Annotated in this window: 14 protein-coding genes and 2 pseudogenes; 10 read left to right on the top strand and 6 right to left on the bottom strand. The window is 65.2% G+C overall.

What is annotated here, in order from left to right; genetic code table 11:
• Positions 1-39 precede the first annotated feature (39 nt).
• The gene (locus MKW15_RS11630; RefSeq protein ID WP_240857783.1) at positions 40-1,131 is read left to right on the top strand and encodes an ABC-2 transporter permease; all 1,092 of its coding nucleotides are present in this window, start codon (positions 40-42) and stop codon (positions 1,129-1,131) included.
• Positions 1,132-1,206: 75 nt separating this feature from the next.
• On the opposite strand, the gene MKW15_RS11635 is transcribed toward MKW15_RS11630, so the two are convergent.
• On the bottom strand, positions 1,207-2,115 hold the full coding sequence (locus MKW15_RS11635) for a LysR family transcriptional regulator (RefSeq protein ID WP_240857846.1): 909 nt from the start codon (positions 2,113-2,115) through the stop codon (positions 1,207-1,209).
• A 104-nt stretch (positions 2,116-2,219) separates the two neighbouring features.
• Between MKW15_RS11635 and MKW15_RS11640 the strand changes: the two genes are divergently transcribed.
• Positions 2,220-3,167 carry an EamA family transporter gene (locus MKW15_RS11640; RefSeq protein ID WP_240857847.1) on the top strand — a complete coding sequence of 316 codons (948 nt, stop codon included), beginning with the start codon at positions 2,220-2,222 and terminating at the stop codon, positions 3,165-3,167.
• On the opposite strand, the gene MKW15_RS11645 is transcribed toward MKW15_RS11640, so the two are convergent.
• Positions 3,100-3,495, bottom strand: coding sequence for a type II toxin-antitoxin system VapC family toxin (locus tag MKW15_RS11645; RefSeq protein WP_240857784.1), 396 nt, complete (start codon positions 3,493-3,495; stop codon positions 3,100-3,102). The two genes, MKW15_RS11640 and MKW15_RS11645, sit on opposite strands and share 68 nt — an antisense overlap.
• Positions 3,482-3,670 carry a hypothetical protein gene (locus MKW15_RS11650; protein ID WP_240857785.1) on the bottom strand — a complete coding sequence of 63 codons (189 nt, stop codon included), beginning with the start codon at positions 3,668-3,670 and terminating at the stop codon, positions 3,482-3,484. The genes MKW15_RS11645 and MKW15_RS11650 overlap by 14 nt, the downstream gene beginning before the upstream one ends.
• Positions 3,671-3,741: 71 nt before the next feature.
• Between MKW15_RS11650 and MKW15_RS11655 the strand changes: the two genes are divergently transcribed.
• Both MKW15_RS11655 and MKW15_RS11660 read left to right on the top strand, forming a co-directional pair.
• On the top strand, positions 3,742-4,458 hold the full coding sequence (locus MKW15_RS11655; RefSeq protein WP_240857786.1) for a TetR/AcrR family transcriptional regulator C-terminal domain-containing protein: 717 nt from the start codon (positions 3,742-3,744) through the stop codon (positions 4,456-4,458).
• Positions 4,455-6,134, top strand: coding sequence for an acyl-CoA dehydrogenase family protein (locus MKW15_RS11660; RefSeq protein WP_240857787.1), 1,680 nt, complete (start codon positions 4,455-4,457; stop codon positions 6,132-6,134). Before MKW15_RS11655 ends, MKW15_RS11660 begins: the two co-directional genes overlap by 4 nt.
• A gap of 108 nt (positions 6,135-6,242) precedes the next feature.
• Here MKW15_RS11660 and MKW15_RS11665 read toward each other — a convergent pair whose 3' ends face one another.
• Positions 6,243-7,151, bottom strand: a complete 909-nt coding sequence (locus tag MKW15_RS11665; protein ID WP_276614871.1) for a LysR family transcriptional regulator — start codon at positions 7,149-7,151, stop codon at positions 6,243-6,245.
• Positions 7,152-7,461: 310 nt separating this feature from the next.
• On the opposite strand from MKW15_RS11665, the gene MKW15_RS11670 reads away from it, so the two are divergent.
• Complete coding sequence (locus MKW15_RS11670) at positions 7,462-8,631, top strand: GGDEF domain-containing protein (RefSeq protein ID WP_240857788.1); 1,170 nt, start codon at positions 7,462-7,464, stop codon at positions 8,629-8,631.
• Positions 8,632-8,817: 186 nt separating this feature from the next.
• A pseudogene (locus MKW15_RS24660) lies at positions 8,818-9,042 on the top strand (helix-turn-helix domain-containing protein); the annotation flags it as partial.
• Positions 9,043-9,147: 105 nt separating this feature from the next.
• Here the strand turns inward: MKW15_RS24660 and MKW15_RS11675 are convergent.
• Positions 9,148-10,515, bottom strand: coding sequence for an FAD-binding oxidoreductase (locus tag MKW15_RS11675; protein WP_240857789.1), 1,368 nt, complete (start codon positions 10,513-10,515; stop codon positions 9,148-9,150).
• A gap of 40 nt (positions 10,516-10,555) precedes the next feature.
• Here MKW15_RS11675 and MKW15_RS11680 point away from each other — a divergent pair, with 40 nt between their 5' ends.
• The 3 genes and pseudogenes from MKW15_RS11680 to MKW15_RS11690 all read left to right on the top strand — a co-directional run bounded on the left by MKW15_RS11680 (position 10,556) and on the right by MKW15_RS11690 (position 13,883).
• Positions 10,556-10,978 (top strand): nitroreductase family deazaflavin-dependent oxidoreductase, encoded by a 423-nt coding sequence (locus tag MKW15_RS11680; protein WP_240857790.1) that lies wholly within the window; start codon positions 10,556-10,558, stop codon positions 10,976-10,978.
• Positions 10,979-11,011: 33 nt separating this feature from the next.
• Positions 11,012-11,938: a serine/threonine-protein kinase gene (locus tag MKW15_RS11685; protein WP_240857791.1), complete on the top strand. Its 927-nt coding sequence runs from the start codon at positions 11,012-11,014 to the stop codon at positions 11,936-11,938.
• 445 nt (positions 11,939-12,383) lie between these two features.
• Positions 12,384-13,883, top strand: a pseudogene (locus MKW15_RS11690) (amino acid permease).
• Between the two features lie 10 nt (positions 13,884-13,893).
• On the opposite strand, the gene MKW15_RS11695 reads toward MKW15_RS11690, so the two are convergent.
• Positions 13,894-15,027, bottom strand: a complete 1,134-nt coding sequence (locus MKW15_RS11695) for an amidohydrolase family protein (protein ID WP_240857792.1) — start codon at positions 15,025-15,027, stop codon at positions 13,894-13,896.
• Positions 15,028-15,152: 125 nt separating this feature from the next.
• Here MKW15_RS11695 and MKW15_RS11700 point away from each other — a divergent pair, with 125 nt between their 5' ends.
• Positions 15,153-16,304, top strand: a complete 1,152-nt coding sequence (locus MKW15_RS11700) for an FAD-binding oxidoreductase (protein WP_240857793.1) — start codon at positions 15,153-15,155, stop codon at positions 16,302-16,304.
• Positions 16,305-16,312 lie beyond the last annotated feature (8 nt).

A 16,312-nucleotide genomic window follows, 5' to 3' on the forward strand; every position in this document is an offset into this window, starting at 1 on the left:
CGCCGGGACGCCTCGTCCCACACCGTTCGGAGGTCCATCGTGACGTTGTTGTCTGCCGAGCCGTTGTCCTTCGGCACCCACTACCGCCGCCTCCTGATCGGCGTCGTGGTCCTCGGCGCCCTCACCCAGTTCCTTCTCGGCACCTTCTATCTCGGGGTCGGTCACTCGCCGGAGCCGCGGAACCTTCCGATCGGTATCGTCGGGCCGCCCGCACAAGTCGAACCCGTTGCCGCCCAGCTCGAATCCGCCGGGAAGTTCGACGTGACAACATATTCTTCACCGGAGGCCCTCACCGCCGCGATCAAGGCACGGGACGCGGCCGGGGGTCTGGAGATCACATCGGGCGGCGTCGTGGCCGTCGTCGCCGGAGCCGGTGGGACGCTTCCGGCTGCGACGTTGAAGACGGTCGCGGCAGAAGCCAACCAACGCAACAACTCTCCGCAGACCATCCCCCGCGACGTCGTGCCGCTGGCGCAGAGCGACATCAACGGAGCATCGCTCGGATATATCCTGCAGGTGATCTCGCTGGGCGGCAGTATCGCCTCGCTGGGCCTCGGACGGTTGATGCCGCGCGTGCGTCAGTCACTTCGCCGGGGGCTGGGACATGTCGCCGCCCTGATCGCCTACGCGTTGGTGTCCGCGGCGATAGTCCTGGCGTTCTCGTCGATCTACGGGGTCGGGTCCGGCGCCGACACCGGAGAACTGTTCTGGACATATGCACTCATCTCACTGGCCATCACCGGATCGATCTCCGGCCTAGTCACGCTATTCGGGCCGGTGGGGTCCCTGACCGGTGGCTTCTACTTCCTGATCGGTGCGACCATCTCCGGCGCATCGATACCGTGGACCTTCCTCCCCCATTTCTGGGCGCTACTGGGTCAATGGCTGCCCACCGGCGGTGGTGCGCAACTCATCCGCAACTCGCTGTACTTCCCCGCCGCGAGCAACACCACGGCCCTGCTGTGCCTCGGCCTGTACGCAGGAATCGGCACTCTGCTGGTGCTGGTCTGGAACATCATGGGCAACAGGGATTCCCGAACCTCCGCCATCGACGTCGACGCCCTGTATCCGGTCACCGGCGAACACCACCATCATCACGACACCTCGACAGAAGCAGAGAGCCAGCCGTGAGATCCTGAGTCTCCTGGACTCGTTGGATTCGTTTGCACTTCAAGGCAACTGCGTTGCGGCATTGATGATTGATCATCACACGGTGCGCGGCCATCGATGGAGCTCCGGGACCACATTCCCGGGAGGAACCAAGCGGCTCAACAAGACTCGCAGCGGCGGCCAGGTGTCTCGGCCCCGTCGCGTGACCGCATAGGCGGTCATCCGCAGGTCATGTGTGCCGAGAGGCAGCACCGTCAAGCCCTCGCGAGACGCGCGATGCAGCGGCAGCAATGCCACTCCGTAGCCGGCGAGGATGAGGTCCTCGACGAGTTCGAGACTGTCGATCTGATGCGCGATCGTCGGTGTGAATCCCGACAGCGAGGCCAAGGTACGAACGGCCGTCTCGTCAGCACTGTTGCGGGAGTTGACAATCCAATACCGGTCCGCGTAATCGGACGGCGCGCGCGTGCCCGCGTCGTCGTCGGGTACTGCCAGCCCCCACGGCGTGGACCACAACGCGACGCTCTGCAGCGCGGGATCGATCGTGGCCGGCGCGAGGTTGTAGTCGTAGGACAGCGCGAGGTCGATGTCGTCGTTCATGAGTAGTTCGAAGGCTTCGACGGGCTCGTACTCACTGATGACCGCCCGCAAACCCGGATGGGAGTCCCTCAACTCGGCGAGGACCGGAAGCAACGACACTCGGATGCCGGTGGCGAATCCGCCGACCCGCAGCGTGCCGACGGGTTCGGCATCGGGATCGAGGTCGCGCAGTGCCGCATCGACCTCGGCGAGGATGGTCACCGCGTGATCGGCCAGCCGACGACCCGCCGGGGTCAGCCGAACGCGGCGGCCGTCGGGCTCGATCAGCGATGTCTTGGTCTCGCGGGCGAGCGCAGCGATCTGCTGCGACACCGTCGAGGTGGTCAAGTGGTAGGCGTCGGCAACCGCTCGCATCGAACCCATCCGCGAGAGCGCGAGCAACAATTCCAGCCGCCGGAAGTCCACTGGTCTATTGTTCATAATTTCCGAACGATATGTCCATAAATGTCACGTGGACACGAACGATCTGAGTGGCCTTCAATGAGAGCGTGCAACACTTCACCAGCGCCATGGGACAGAACACAGCACGCGCCGGGACGGCGATGGCCATCGTGTCGATGCTGTGTGTCCAACTCGGACTGGCGTTTTCGGTGACCCTCATCGACCGCGTCGGCGCCGAGGGCGCGGGCTGGCTGAGGCTGGCGTGGGCCGGAATCTTGCTGCTCGTGATCGTGCGGCCCTCACCGTCGGCGTTCACCCGACGCACGTTTGCCGCGGCGGTACTCCTCGGAATCGTCACCGCCGGTATCGTTCTGCTGTTCATGGCCGCGGTGGCGCGAATTCCGCTCGGTACGGCCAGTGCGATCGAGTTCCTGGGCCCCTTGGGCGTCGCCGTGGCGACAGCCCGCGGAGGCAAGCGCATCCTGTGGCCGGCACTGGCAGCGACCGGCGTGATCCTGTTGACTCAACCGTGGTCGGGCACGGTGAACACCGTCGGAGTGCTGTTCGCACTCGCCGCCGCGGCGTGCTGGGGCAGCTACATCCTGTTGACCCAGCACATCGGCGACGAGGTGGCCGGAGTGCAGGGGTTGGCGGTGTCGATGCCGGTTGCCGGTATCGTCGCGACCGTCGTCGCGGGTCCCTCGGCATTCGGTCGGCTGACTCCCGAGTTGCTGCTGATCGGCCTGGGCCTCGCGATTTTGCTGCCGGTGGTTCCGTTCGTGCTGGAAATGCAGGCATTGCGGCGCCTCACCACGTCGTCCTTCGGCACGCTGATGGCCCTCGAACCCGGCTTCGCCATGCTGATCGGACTCCTCGTACTCCACCAAATCCCCGGACCCGCATCGATTCTCGGACTCGGGCTGGTGGTGGCGGCCGGAATCGGCGCGGCACGAGGAGGATCGCGCCGAAACGAGCCCGCCAGCACCGGCAATCCACCTGATTCGCGACTCACCCGCCAAGTACTTCGATCCGACACGTCGGGCCATGTGCGCGAGCGAGTTTCGCGTCGAGCGTGACCAAGGTGGCGTCAAGCGCCTCGGCCAACGTGACATAGAACGCGTCCGGGCCGCGAATCGACTCCCGCAGTTCCCAGACTCGGTCGAGCATCCACCGGTGGGAGTACCGCTCACCGGGCCACTCGCGCCGATCCTCCACCGCCTGACCTGCGGCCGTTCCGTCCAATCCGCCGCGCAGGTACTGCGCACGGACCACGCCCAACACTTCGACATCGATGACCTCAGGGGCCACATGGTCGGGGTCGGCGGCGAGGCGTGCGCCGACCTCGACTGACCGCGGGGTGTCGGCGACGATTTCGAACAGGCACGACGCGTCAACGACGAGCATCGGGCCACTCGCCTCGCCATTTGTCGAGGTCCGCCAAGACGTCTTCGGTGCGAATCTGCGACGGCCGACGACCCGTGCGACGCAGCCATTCGGCAATGGACGGCCGTTCTGCGATTTTCGTGGCTTCGCGCTGCAACAGTTCCGGAACCGTGATGCCGTCTTCGTCTGTCTGCACTGCTGCTTGCTTGCTTGACGAGAACGCCGGCCCTGTTTATTGTTTGCCGTACAAACAACGGGATCGAGCGCATGTCCACCACGTCCACCGCACCCTCTCGTCGCGCGAGTCGGGAGTCCGGGAAGTCCACCCGGCAGTCATTGCTGCGTGCGGCCACCGAGGTGTTCGCCGAGCATGGCGAAACTGCATCAGTCGCGCAGATCTGCCAGCGTGCCAATGCTTTTCCCAATCAGGTCACTTACTACTTCGGCTCCAAGGAGCAACTGTTCGTCGAGGTCGCGTGCGCGGCCGTGCTGCGCGCCGGGCGTCATGCTGAAGAGGCCGCAGCCAACGCGACGACCGTCCGCGAGTACACACATGCGCTCATCGGTTCGCTACTGGGCAGCGAGGCCCGCAGCGTCGAGATGTTCACGACCGCGATGCTGCTGGTCGCACGCAGGCCAGACCTACGCGAACTCATCTCCGAGACTCTGCACACACTGCACGAACGTGGCGGAGACGCCCTTATGGCGACGCTGGTGCGTACCGGATGGCAATTGCGTGCGCCGATCGACGTCGAGGCCAAGGCATTCTGGTCGGCCACGTTTGGACTTGTCGTCCAAAAGGCCGCCACCGGAGCGGAATTCGGCTACACGCTGGAGGAGTCGGTGGCCGTGATCTTCACGAATCTTCAGATACCGGAAAACGTACTGGACCAACCGCTGAGTGGTCTCGAGACGCCTCGGGCGAGCAAGCTCGCACGTGGCTCCTCGACCAGCGGGGGTTCAGCCCTGAAAGGAACATCATGACCCGATCGACCACCACCCACCCGCAGCCGCACCTCACGCACGAGGTGCTCAACCAGTCGACACCGCGCGTCGACATCAACGAGTACGAACTCGACACCGTACTCAGGGAATCCGTCGCCCGACACGACGCCGGGTGGGCGGACGCGGAGCTCCGCGAGATCGGTGCGCTGGTCGGCAGCGAACAGTTCCAGCACGACGCCAAATTGGCGAACACCATCACGCCGCAGTTGCACACCTTCGACCGGTGGGGGCGGCGGATCGACGAGGTCGAGTACCACCCGTCGTATCACCGGATCATCTCGGCGTCGATTTCCCATGGCGCACATACCCGTTGCTGGGCCGACCCGCAGCCGGGATCGCACGTCGCCCGGGCGGCCGCGTTCATGCTGTTCGGTCAGATCGAGCCGGGTCATGCGTGTCCGGTGTCGATGACGCATGCGGTGATCCCGTCGCTCGAACTGCAGCCCGATGTCGCCGCGCTCTGGGTGCCCAAGGCGCTATCGCGCGAGTACTCCCCCGAACTGAGCGCCGACAAGTCGTCGGCCATCTTCGGCATGTCGATGACCGAGAAGCAGGGCGGCTCCGACGTCCGCGCCAACACCACCGTGGCCAAACCGGCCGGTGCGGGCGGCCCGGGCGCGGAATACCTTCTGACCGGACACAAGTGGTTCTGCTCGGCACCCATGTCGGATGCGTTCCTGGTGCTCGCTCAGGCGTACGGGCCTGGCGGTGAAGGACTTTCGTGCTTCCTCCTGCCCCGTGTGCTGCCGGACGGGACACGCAACGTGTTCCGCATCCAGCGACTGAAGGACAAGCTGGGCAACAAGTCCAATGCGTCGAGCGAGATCGAACTCGACGGAACAGTCGCCTACATGGTGGGCGAACCCGGTCGCGGGGTGCGCACCATCATCGAGATGGTGGCGCAGACGCGCCTCGACTGTGTCCTCGGCAGCGCGGCCGGCATGCGACAGTCCGTCGCCGAAGCGGTGTGGCATGCCCGCCACCGCAACGCCTTTGGTGCGCGTCTCGTCGACCAGCCGGCCATGACCGCGGTTCTCGCCGACCTTGCTCTCGAATCGGAGGCCGCCACCACCACCGCCATGCGGCTCGCCCGCGCCCACGACGAGGACGCCGACGACCAGGAACGCGCTTTCCGTCGGCTGGCGACGGCCGTCGCCAAGTACTGGATCTGCAAGCGCGGACCCCACCACGCGTACGAGTCGCTGGAATGCCTGGGCGGCAACGGCTATACCGAGGACTTCCCGCTCGCCATGCGCTACCGCGAGCAACCGGTGATGGCCGTGTGGGAGGGATCGGGCAACGTGATCGCACTCGACGTGCTGCGCGCAATGACCCGCGAACCAGAGTCTGTTGCGGCGTTCGACGCTGAGTTGTCCAAGGCGCGCGGTGCCAACACGACGCTCGACGCGCATCTCGACCACGTCCGCGTCGAACTCGGCGAACTCGCACGGTTCGAACCTGCTGCCGCGCAGGCGAGGGCACGAGTGACGATCGAGGCGATGGCGCTCGCGTTGGAGGCCTCGCTGCTGGTGCGGTACGCACCGACGGCGGTGTCGGAGGCGTTCATCGCCGCACGGCTGGGTGCCGATCGCTCGTTCGAGTACGGAGCGCTGCCGGTCGGAGTCGACGTGGGAGCGATCGTCGAGCGGCACTGATGCGCGGTGAGCCATCGGTGTTGCGGACATTGTTGTCTCACTGGGCCTTCGAGGCTCGTCGCTAGCGCTCCTCACACCTCAGGCAGCGGAAGGGGTCAGCGGGTGGGATCAGCCGTCGGTGCGCAGTGAGTCCAAGATCTGTTGCCGGAGTGGCGATGTCGTGTTCGGTAGCCAGGTGGCGCGGGCGGGGGCCACGGGCGGGTCGGTGAATTCGACGATCCTGATGCGACCGTTGTCGAGCCATCCGGGCGCATTGGTCACGAAGGCGCAGGCCTGCGGGTGTGCGATGACAGAGGTGTGTGGCGGGGTTCCGATGAGGGTGGAGACGATCACCCTAGGTTCGAATCCCGCTCTGCGACAGATGTCTACGAGAATGTCGGTGTATTCGGCGTCGCCCTCGGCGCCCCACACCACGATCTCGTGGTTGGCGAGAGCCTCGAGGTCGACGCGCTCGTGCTGGGCGAGAGGATGATCGGCGTGCATGGCCAGGCGGAGCACGTGATAGGTCGCGATCGCCGACGCCAGCCTGGACGGATCGCCGACACCCCGACCGAAGGCCAGATCGATCGCGCCACCGACCAGGGCGTCGTGGATGTCGGACGCAAACACCGGGCGCACGGTGATCGGCACTGTGGGATCGTCGCGCACCACGGGCTCGATGATTCGGAAGATCTCCGACGGCGCGAGGTCCGGCGTATGACCAATCACGAACGGCACCCGACGATCGGCGTCGGCGCTGCGCACTGACGAAGCGAGGTGCCGACCGCCGGCTAGCAACGGCACCGCCCCGTCGTAGAGCGCCGAACCCGCCTCGGTCAGCACCAGGCGTCGATTCGCGCGCGAGAACAACGTGACGCCCATCTGCCGTTCGAGTTCGCGAATCGCCGACGACAGCGCCTGCTGGGTGATGTAGAGCTCGTCGGCCGCGACCCGCAGGTTCGGCGAATCGACCACCGTGACGAACATACGGAGCCGACGCAGATCGAGGTCGCGATCACCGGCCGACGGTGAGTTCATCAAGTGATTCCTGTCAACTATCCGATTTGGTCTGATTGTAGATTGTCAATTCGATCCTTAGGCTTGAACTTGCGATGCGAGCGGTACCCCCGACACCGCTCGCATCGCTTCGCTTCACGTGGGTCCACGCACTGAGGGGATGCGTGGACCCATTTGCGCTTCCCTGGCCGGTTCCACCTATGCACCGCGGCCCATCACCTATGCGATCCTTGACTACACTTTTGGCATCAACAACCTTTGATGCGCGCGCGACTTCCGGGGGTCAGGCTCGTGTGCCACGCAGGCTTGGGAGGGGCGCAGCGTGGGCAACATGGTCGGCACACCCCGGTATGCCCGGATACGCAAGCGCATTCCGCGTGCGTCCGCTGAGGTCAGCGCGGACTACAGTGACGCGCTCGAGATTGTCAACCAGATCGGCATCCGTGAGCGGTTCATTCGCTACAGCATCGCCGCACTGACCATCACCTTTGGTGTTGTGGGACTCGTGAGCGCCTTCGCGCCGGGAGGTTCGGCGGGGTCACCGGTCCGCCTCGCCGTCGCTCTCGCCGCGTCGGCCAGCACCATCCCAGCGGCCATCGTGGTCAGCAGGGTCAACCTCGGCACTGTGTGGTGGTCCAAGGAGGCATCGATCAAGGGCGCCAACACGGCCTTCGTGATCTACGCCGATCTGGGCGTCGCGATAGTCCTCGCCACATTTCAGAATCCGCTGATGGCGCTGCATGGAGCCACGCTGTTCGCGGTGATCGCCGGCTATGTCGCGCACTTCGTGCGGTTGCCGGTGGTCATAGCGCATGTGACGTTCACGAGCTTGGTGATCGTTGCGTGTGGGATTGCCACGGTCCTGCTGGACTATCCGGTGGCGACCAGCGTGTACTACACCGTCGTCGCACTGGCTGCGTCGAACGGCATCGTGGTTCTGCTGCGGACCTACACCATCGATTTCCAGCGCGCCATTGCGCGCCAGCTCGAACTTGCCAGTACCGACCCGCTGACCGAGGTCCGCAACAGACGAGGCTTTCTCAACACCGTCGCATCCGAACTGCGTCGGGGTTGCTTGTCGGGCCCGTTCGCCATTGCGATGGTCGACATCGACAACTTCAAACAGATCAACGACCAGCACGGGCATGTCGTCGGGGATGCCGTCCTCATCCGCATCGCACGATCACTGCAAGATGTCGCCGGACCATCTGCCGTGGTCGGGCGCATGGGCGGCGACGAGTTCGCCATCGCGGCACCGCTCGAGCGTGAGGAAGCGATCCGCATGGCTCGCCGCATCACCGAGGTCCCGCACTCGATTCAGGGTGACGTGACGATCACCATGAGCCTGGGGATCTCGGTCCGCCGGGCGAAACGTACGCCGGTGTCGGCGTCGATGGTGATCGCGATCGTCAACGCGACACTCGCCAGTGCCGATCTCGCGCTGCTGCGTGCCAAGGCATCGGGCCGGGCCGGTCTGTCGACCACCGAAGCACCGTCCTGAGTTGCCCGTTCAGCGTCGGCCTTCGTCAGGCAGTTTGCCCGCGAGACCGCAGTCCGTGGGGAGACACCTTCCCCAGGAACAGAGGTCGCCGCACTCGAGTTGATCTGTGCGGCCCTCGGCGAGCTGAACTACGAGAAGTATCGGCTGTCCGACAACGGGGTCTTCATCCGGCAGGCCGCCGATGAGTTGATCCGACGTCACCACTGTGACCCGGATTTCACGCCTGACACCATTGCGCGGCTACTACACGTCAGTCGGCGACAACTCTATCGGCACTTCGAGCAGGAGCCTCAGTCCATGGCCGAGCTGATCGGGGCTCAGCGTGCCCGGACCGCTCGATCATTGCTCGTCACGAATCCAACCCGCCCGGCCGAGGATATCGCCACTGAATCCGGATTCACGTCGACAGCAACGATGCGCAGCCATTCTGCGTGCCCAATATGGCATGGGGCCCAGAGTGATTCGTTCGAGCGCCACCAAGGCTCCACCCACCACCTGAAGCTCCGGTATCGACGGTCAGAGAATGACACCCGGGTTGAGCAGCCCCTGCGGGTCGAGTGCCTGCTTGATCAGGGTCGTCAGTTCCATCACGTCGGGTCCGACCTGATCGGGCAGCCACGCCTTCTTCAACCGGCCGACGCCGTGCTCACCGGTGATGGTGCCGCCCAACGAGATAGCCAGATCCATGATCTGACCGAACGCGCGGTGGGCCCGATCGTGCTCGTCGGCGTCGTCGGGGTCGAACACGATCAGCGGATGCGTGTTGCCGTCGCCCGCATGCGCGATCACCGAGATCATCACCGAGTTGTCCGACGCGATGTCGGCAACTCCGTCGATCAGCGACGGAAGCGACGGCAACGGCACGCCGACATCCTCGAGCAACAGCGTCCCGAGTTTCTCGACTGCGGGGATCGCCGCTCGTCGCGCCGCGGTGAATGCCTCCCCCTCGGCCGGGTCGTCGGTCGCGAAAACCTCGGCGGCCCCGTGGGTTTCGAAGGCATTCTGAATCAGTTCCACCTCGGCGACACCCGCCGGACCCGGCGCGTCGGACTGGGCGACGAGCAACGCGCCTGCCTCGCGATCGAGACCCATCCGCAGCATGTCCTCGACGGCGTTGATGGAGACCGAATCCATGAATTCCAGCATGGCAGGCCGTATTTCGGAGGTCACGGCGAGCACTGCAGCGCTCGCGTCGTGCACCGAGGAGAAGGTGCCGACCACCGTGCACGCCGGCGCCTGCGGCGGGAGCAGGCGCAGGGTGACCTCGGTGATGATGCCGAGCAGGCCCTCGCTGCCGACAAACAGTTTGGTCAACGGCAGTCCTGCGGAGTCCTTGAGTTGTTTGCCGCCGAGCCGTACCGCTCGGCCGTCGGCGAGGACCACTTCGAGGCCGAGGACGTAATCAGTCGTGACCCCGTACTTGACGCAACACAGGCCGCCGGCGTTGGTGGCGACGTTGCCGCCGATCGAGCAGATCTCGAACGACGACGGGTCCGGCGGGTACCAGAGCCCGTTGGCCGATGCGGCCGCCTTCACCTCGGAGTTGAACAGGCCCGGCTGACTCACCGCGGTGCGGGTGGCGGTGTCGATGGTGAGTTCGCGCATCTTCTCCGTCGAGATCATCACCGCGCCGTCGACCGCGGTGGAACCTCCGGACAGGCTGGTGCCGGCACCGCGCGTGATGATCGGCGTGGCGTGCGACACGCACCAGCGCACGGCGGTCTGCACCTCGGCGGTGCTCGTCGGGCGGATCAAGGCGAGTGGGGTTCCGGCGTCCGGGTCTGCCGCCCGGTCCTGGCGGTAGGCGGCGAGGATGTCGGGATCGGTGACGACCATGCCGTCGGGTAGCTGGGACATCAACTCGCTCAGATCGGCACCGCTCATGTTTGCCAGCCTATGGGGCGTCGGTGTGCACAATGGCGGCATGAGCGATTTCAACGGCACCATCATCGACGAGTTCCGTACCAACAGCGGATTTGTGCAGACCGCAGGGTTCGGGCGCAATCTGATCCTGCTGCACACCGTCGGCGCCAAGTCGGGTGAGCCGCGCATCAACCCGCTGCTCGCGCTGCCCGACGAGGGCGGATGGCTGGTCATCGGCTCGGCCGGCGGGTCACCGAAGACACCGGCCTGGGTGCACAATCTGCGCGCCGACTCGTCGGTGACGGTCGAATCCCCCGACATCGGCGGCGTCAAGACCCAGCAGGCCACCGTCACCGAACTCCCGCCCGACGAGCGCGACGCCGCGTGGGACCGTTTCACCGCCAAATCTGACGGCTTCCTCAAGTACACCGAGACTGCGGAGGGCCGCCAGTTCCCGATCTTCCGCGTCAGCCCCACCGAATAGCGGCCCGACGTCGGCTGCCCCTACCCTGTCGGTGTGTTCGAAGTTGGCGATGTGGTGGCCGGCTACACCGTCGACGAATTCCTGGGAGGCGGTGCGACGGCCGACGTCTTCCGTGTGCACCGCGGCGACGACCGACCTGTGGCACTCAAGGTGCTGCACCCGAAAGGGTCCGATCCCAGCCGCATGCGCGAGCGATTCGACCGCGAATTCACCATCGCCCGCAAACTCGACCATCCACACATCGTCAAGATCTATGCCCGCGGCGAGGTCGACGATCCGGACACCGCACCCGCGCTCCGCCGACCGCACTACCCGGCGCTCTGGATGGCGATGCAGTACGTGCCCGGCTCCCCCGCGACGACGCTGATACCCCACGACGCCGAACCCGACGTACCGGCGATCCTGCGCATCGCCGCACAGATCGCGAGCGCGCTCGACTACGCGCACGGACAGGAGATCCTGCACCGCGACGTCAAACCCGCGAACATCCTCACGACGCCGACGTCGTCGGGGCTCGACGGGTTTCTGTCCGACTTCGGCATCGCGCAGTTCCTCGATGACACCCGGCCCCTGGCCCGAAACGGACGCGTGCAAGGTTCGATCGCCTACGCAGCACCGGAACTTCTTCAGGCTCAACAGCTTTCCCCAGCCACCGATCTGTACGCCTTCGCTTGCTCGTTGGTGGAACTGCTGACCGGCTTCCCTCCGTACCCACGCACCACCGCCTTCGCCATCACCTACGCACACATCAACGACGACCCGCCGAAACTCACCCGACGGCGCAGATGGCTACCGTCGGCGGTGGATTCGATCTTCGCAAAGGCTCTCGCCAAATCGCCCACCGACCGCTATTCGTCGTGCGGCGAACTGGTCGAGATCATCACCCGGCTCATGCGCGACGTCCCGATCCCGGACACACCCCCGCACCGACTGTTCGGGCGATCGCGGACCCGACGCTGACTTCTCTGCTGCCTGGGGGCTCGAGGCGCCGGCCGGGAGCCGCGCAGGTGTCGATGGGCCGACGGGGTGCCACTGAAAGTAGGGGAGGAAGTCTCTTCCCCGGGGTTTGGTGTCGTCCCCCAGAAAATTCGCGGGGAGGACACCGAGGTTAGGGGAAGAGTTTCTTCCCCTATTTTCTTGGGGACGGCCGGAGGGTGGCGGCGATCACATCCGAGGAGATGTTAAATCGGACATCCGATCCGTTAAACTGCCTGGCGCCAAGATGATTCGCGTTGCACGGTGCCACGTCGAGCCGAATGATGTCCGATTTCTTTAACATTCCACCGCTCGCGCCGACCATTTAGCACGTCTAATCTCTGTTCTGGTTCTGTTCATCTGCGCGTGCGCTCTCGCGATCCGAGGGTGCCCAATGCTGCGCGAAAAAACCCACCACCACAAGGGAAACATGACGTCCGAAACCACCACGTACGACAATTCGTCCCTCGCACACGAAGACGAGGGCTATCACAAGAGCCTCAAACCGCGGCAGATTCAGATGATCGCCATCGGCGGCGCGATCGGCACCGGCCTGTTCATGGGCGCGGGCAGCCGCTTGCACGACGCCGGACCCGGCCTGTTCATCGTGTACGCCGTCTGCGGCATCTTCGTCTTCTTCATCCTGCGGGCCCTCGGTGAGCTGGTACTGCACCGCCCGTCGTCGGGCTCGTTCGTGTCGTATGCACGCGAATTCTTCGGTGAGAAAACAGCATTTGTCACCGGATGGCTCTACTTCTTCAACTGGGCGGCGACCGCGGTGGTCGACGTCACCGCGGTTGCGCTCTACGTGCACTACTGGAGCATGTTCGAGGCGATACCGCAGTGGCTCATCGCGCTCATCGCACTCTGCATCGTCCTCACCATGAACGTCATCTCGGTGAAACTGTTCGGCGAGATGGAGTTCTGGGCATCGATCATCAAGGTCACCGCGCTCATCGCCTTCCTCGTGGTCGGCATGGTGTTCCTGGCCGGACGCTTCGACATCGACGGACAGCAGGCCGGGATCAGCGTCATCACCGACAACGGCGGTCTCTTCCCCGAGGGCATCTTCCCGCTGTGCATCGTCACGTCCGGGGTCATCTTCGCCTACGCGGCAGTCGAATTGGTCGGTATCGCGGCCGGCGAGACCGAGGATCCGCCCAAGGTGATGCCACGGGCCATCAACTCCGTCATCGTGCGCATCGCCGTGTTCTACGTCGGCTCGGTTCTGCTGCTCGCGTTGCTGCTGCCCTATACCGCCTATCGCGCCGGCTAGAGTCCATTCGTCACGTTCTTCTCCAAGATCGGCATGCCTGCCGCGGGCGGGATCATGAATCTTGTTGTGCTGACGGCCGCTCTGTCGAGCCTCAATGCCGGCCTGTACTCCACCGGCCGCATCCTGCGTTCGATGGCGATGAACGGTTCGGGACCGGCGTTCACCGGCAAGATGAATCGCAATGGAGTGCCGTTCGGCGGCATCGCACTCACCGGAGCCCTGACGCTCCTCGGCATCGTGCTCAACCTGTTCGTTCCCGAGGACGCATTCAACATCGCGCTCGATCTGTCTGCGCTGGGGATCATCTCGACCTGGGCGATGATCGTCGCCTGCCAGATTCAGCTGTATCGCTGGGAGCGCAAGGGAATTCTCGAACGCCCCGCATTCCGGCTGCCGGGTGCTCCCTACACGAGCTACGTGACGCTGCTTTTCCTTGCCGCGGTGACCGTGCTGATGTGCTACGAGAACATCTGGAACCTGATCGCCATCCTCGTCATCATCCCGATGCTGATCGTCGGCTGGTATGCGGTGCGCGGCAAGGTGATGACGATGGCAGCGGCACGCGAAGGCTACACCGGCGACTACCCCGTCGTGCCGCAACCGCCGGTCCCCGAGGCGCCGCACGGGCGTCATCAGGAGTCGGAGGAGGACTGAGCCGGAGTCCTCAGGGAGCGGACACCTCTTCGATGCTGTAGGTGCGTAGCGCGTTGTCGCGGAACACTTTACGAAGCGCGTCCGGACCCCATCGGGACAGGCAGTCGATGAGCGCACCCACCTGCATGTCCATCCGGGAGTTCGGTTTGTCGATCGGGTAGTTGCTGCCGTACATGACACGTTCGGTGCCGAAGTGGGTGATGATGTGTTCGACGAACGGTCCGATCATCTCGGCGAGGGTGGCCTGGTCACCGATGTTGCCCCACCGTTCGTGGCCGAACCCGAGGACCGGCATCGCCAGGCCGGACAGCTTGACCGACACATTGCGATGGCCGGCGAGCGTCGTCATCCGTTCCCGCCACAGGCGCATGATGTCGGCGCGGGCTGCGGCGGTGGCTCCGGTTCGCAGGCCGATGGGACCGAAAACCCCTGCGGGAATGCCGAAGTGGTCGAGGACGATCGGCGTGTCAGGATACTCACGGGCCAGGGTGACGACGTCGTAGAGCTGGTGGGAATACACCGAGGCGTCGAAAATCAGCTTCCTGGCGGCGATCTCGCCGAACCCTTCCAGGAAGGCGGCCGACGCCAGCATGCCTTCGGTGTCGCCGCCGTCCCGAACGCGAGGATCGGGGTGCCGTGAGGAGATGATACGAACACCTCGGAACAGATCGGTGACCGCCGCGTGCTCGTCGAGGATGCGGCCGAACTCGGGAGCACGCGGATCGGCATGTGCGATCAGGGCGCCGAGTCGCGGGGCGCCCCGCTCACCGAAGGGCAATCCCACCACGTAGCGGGTCTCCTCCACCGACGTCGTATCTTCTGCCAGCTGGTCTTCGATGGACTCGGCGCGCCAGTGCGATTCCATGTGCACGACGGTGTCGATCGGCACCCCGGCGACGGCCGGCACGCCCGCGATGTCGGCGGCGTACTGCCGCGGCTCGTAGGTGCGCGCGACGGTTCGGGGAGTCAGCACGTATTCGCGATCGGCGCGCGAGACGATGACGGGGAAGATCCGGTCCCCGATGCCGGGCACGAAGCGATAGAGGCGGGACGCACGGTTGGCAGCCCACGGTGTGCGCCGCGGATTCCACTGCTGCAGGTGTGCATCGACGATCCCGGGAATCACACCGTCGAGAGACGTCACAACACGTACCCTGCCACAGGCTTCGGCGAGGCGGCATACGATGGAGGATCGTGAATCGGTCTCGATCCAGCCGCGACCGGTCCCGACCACATCGACACGAGCGACCGGGGAGGTGAAAGGACGCGATGGCGACGCACTCTCGGCATGCGCTGCACCATCTGCGGACCGCGGTGAACCGAGATCCCGACCGCTTCGCCAAGAACGTGTACACGCGCATGTTCGCCATCGACCCGGACCTCCGGGACCTCTTCCCCGCGATGATGGCCGGCCAGCGCGACGCCTTCTACCGCGTCGTCGACCACGTCCTGGAGGTCATCCCCGCCGAATCCGGCCAGCCCGAGCTGGTCGAGTTCTTGGCCCAGCTGGGCCGCGACCATCGGAAGTTCGGCGTCGAACCCGAGCATTACCGCGTCATGTACCTCGCGCTCATGGGTGAGTTCGCCGAGTTGATGGACGGGTATTGGGACACCGACACCGCCGACGTCGTCGCGCAGGCGACGATGCTGCTGACCGGCGTCATGCGTGGCGCCGCCGAAACCGCGACACAGCCGGCGACCTGGACTGCCACCGTCGCCGAGAAGTACCGGATATCCCGCGACCTCGCCGTCGTCCGCCTGGTGGCCGACGCCCCGCTGCATTTTCACGCCGGCCAGTACGTCGAGGTGCAGATCCCGCAGTGGCCCAAGGCGTGGCGGAATCTGTCGTCGGCGATCCCGCCGAACCCCGACGGCGAACTCGAGTTCCATGTCCGGGCCATCAAGGGCGGCACGGTGAGCCCGACCATCGTCGCCGACACCCGCGTCGGGGATGTCTGGCATCTGGCGCAAGGGCACGGCACGCTGCACGTCGACCCCGACCGCGACGTGCTCATGGTCGCCGGTGGCACCGGGCTGGCACCACTTCGCGCGCTGATCATCGAGATGTCCAAACGCGCGGATTCGCCCCGCACACACATTTTCTACGGCATGCGCTACCCCGGTGAGCTATACGACCTCGCCGTGCTGCGACGCATCGCCACCACCAATCCGTGGCTGCAGGTGACCGCGGTGACCGAGGAGACGACCGACCCTTGGTGGCTGAGCTCGCTCCCGTCACCCGAAGATCTGGGGATGCCGCACCTGATCGGGCGACTCGGTGACGTCGTCGTCGGACAAGGATCGTGGGACGACCATCAGGTTCTGGTCGCGGGGTCGCCGCAGATGGTGGAGGCGACGCGGCGCAAGCTGATCATCGCCGGGGTGCCCGCGAGCCGCATCCAATACGACCCGGTGATCTGACGAACCGC

It is taken from the genome of Gordonia gummivorans (assembly GCF_022513585.1).
GTDB lineage: Bacteria > Actinomycetota > Actinomycetes > Mycobacteriales > Mycobacteriaceae > Gordonia.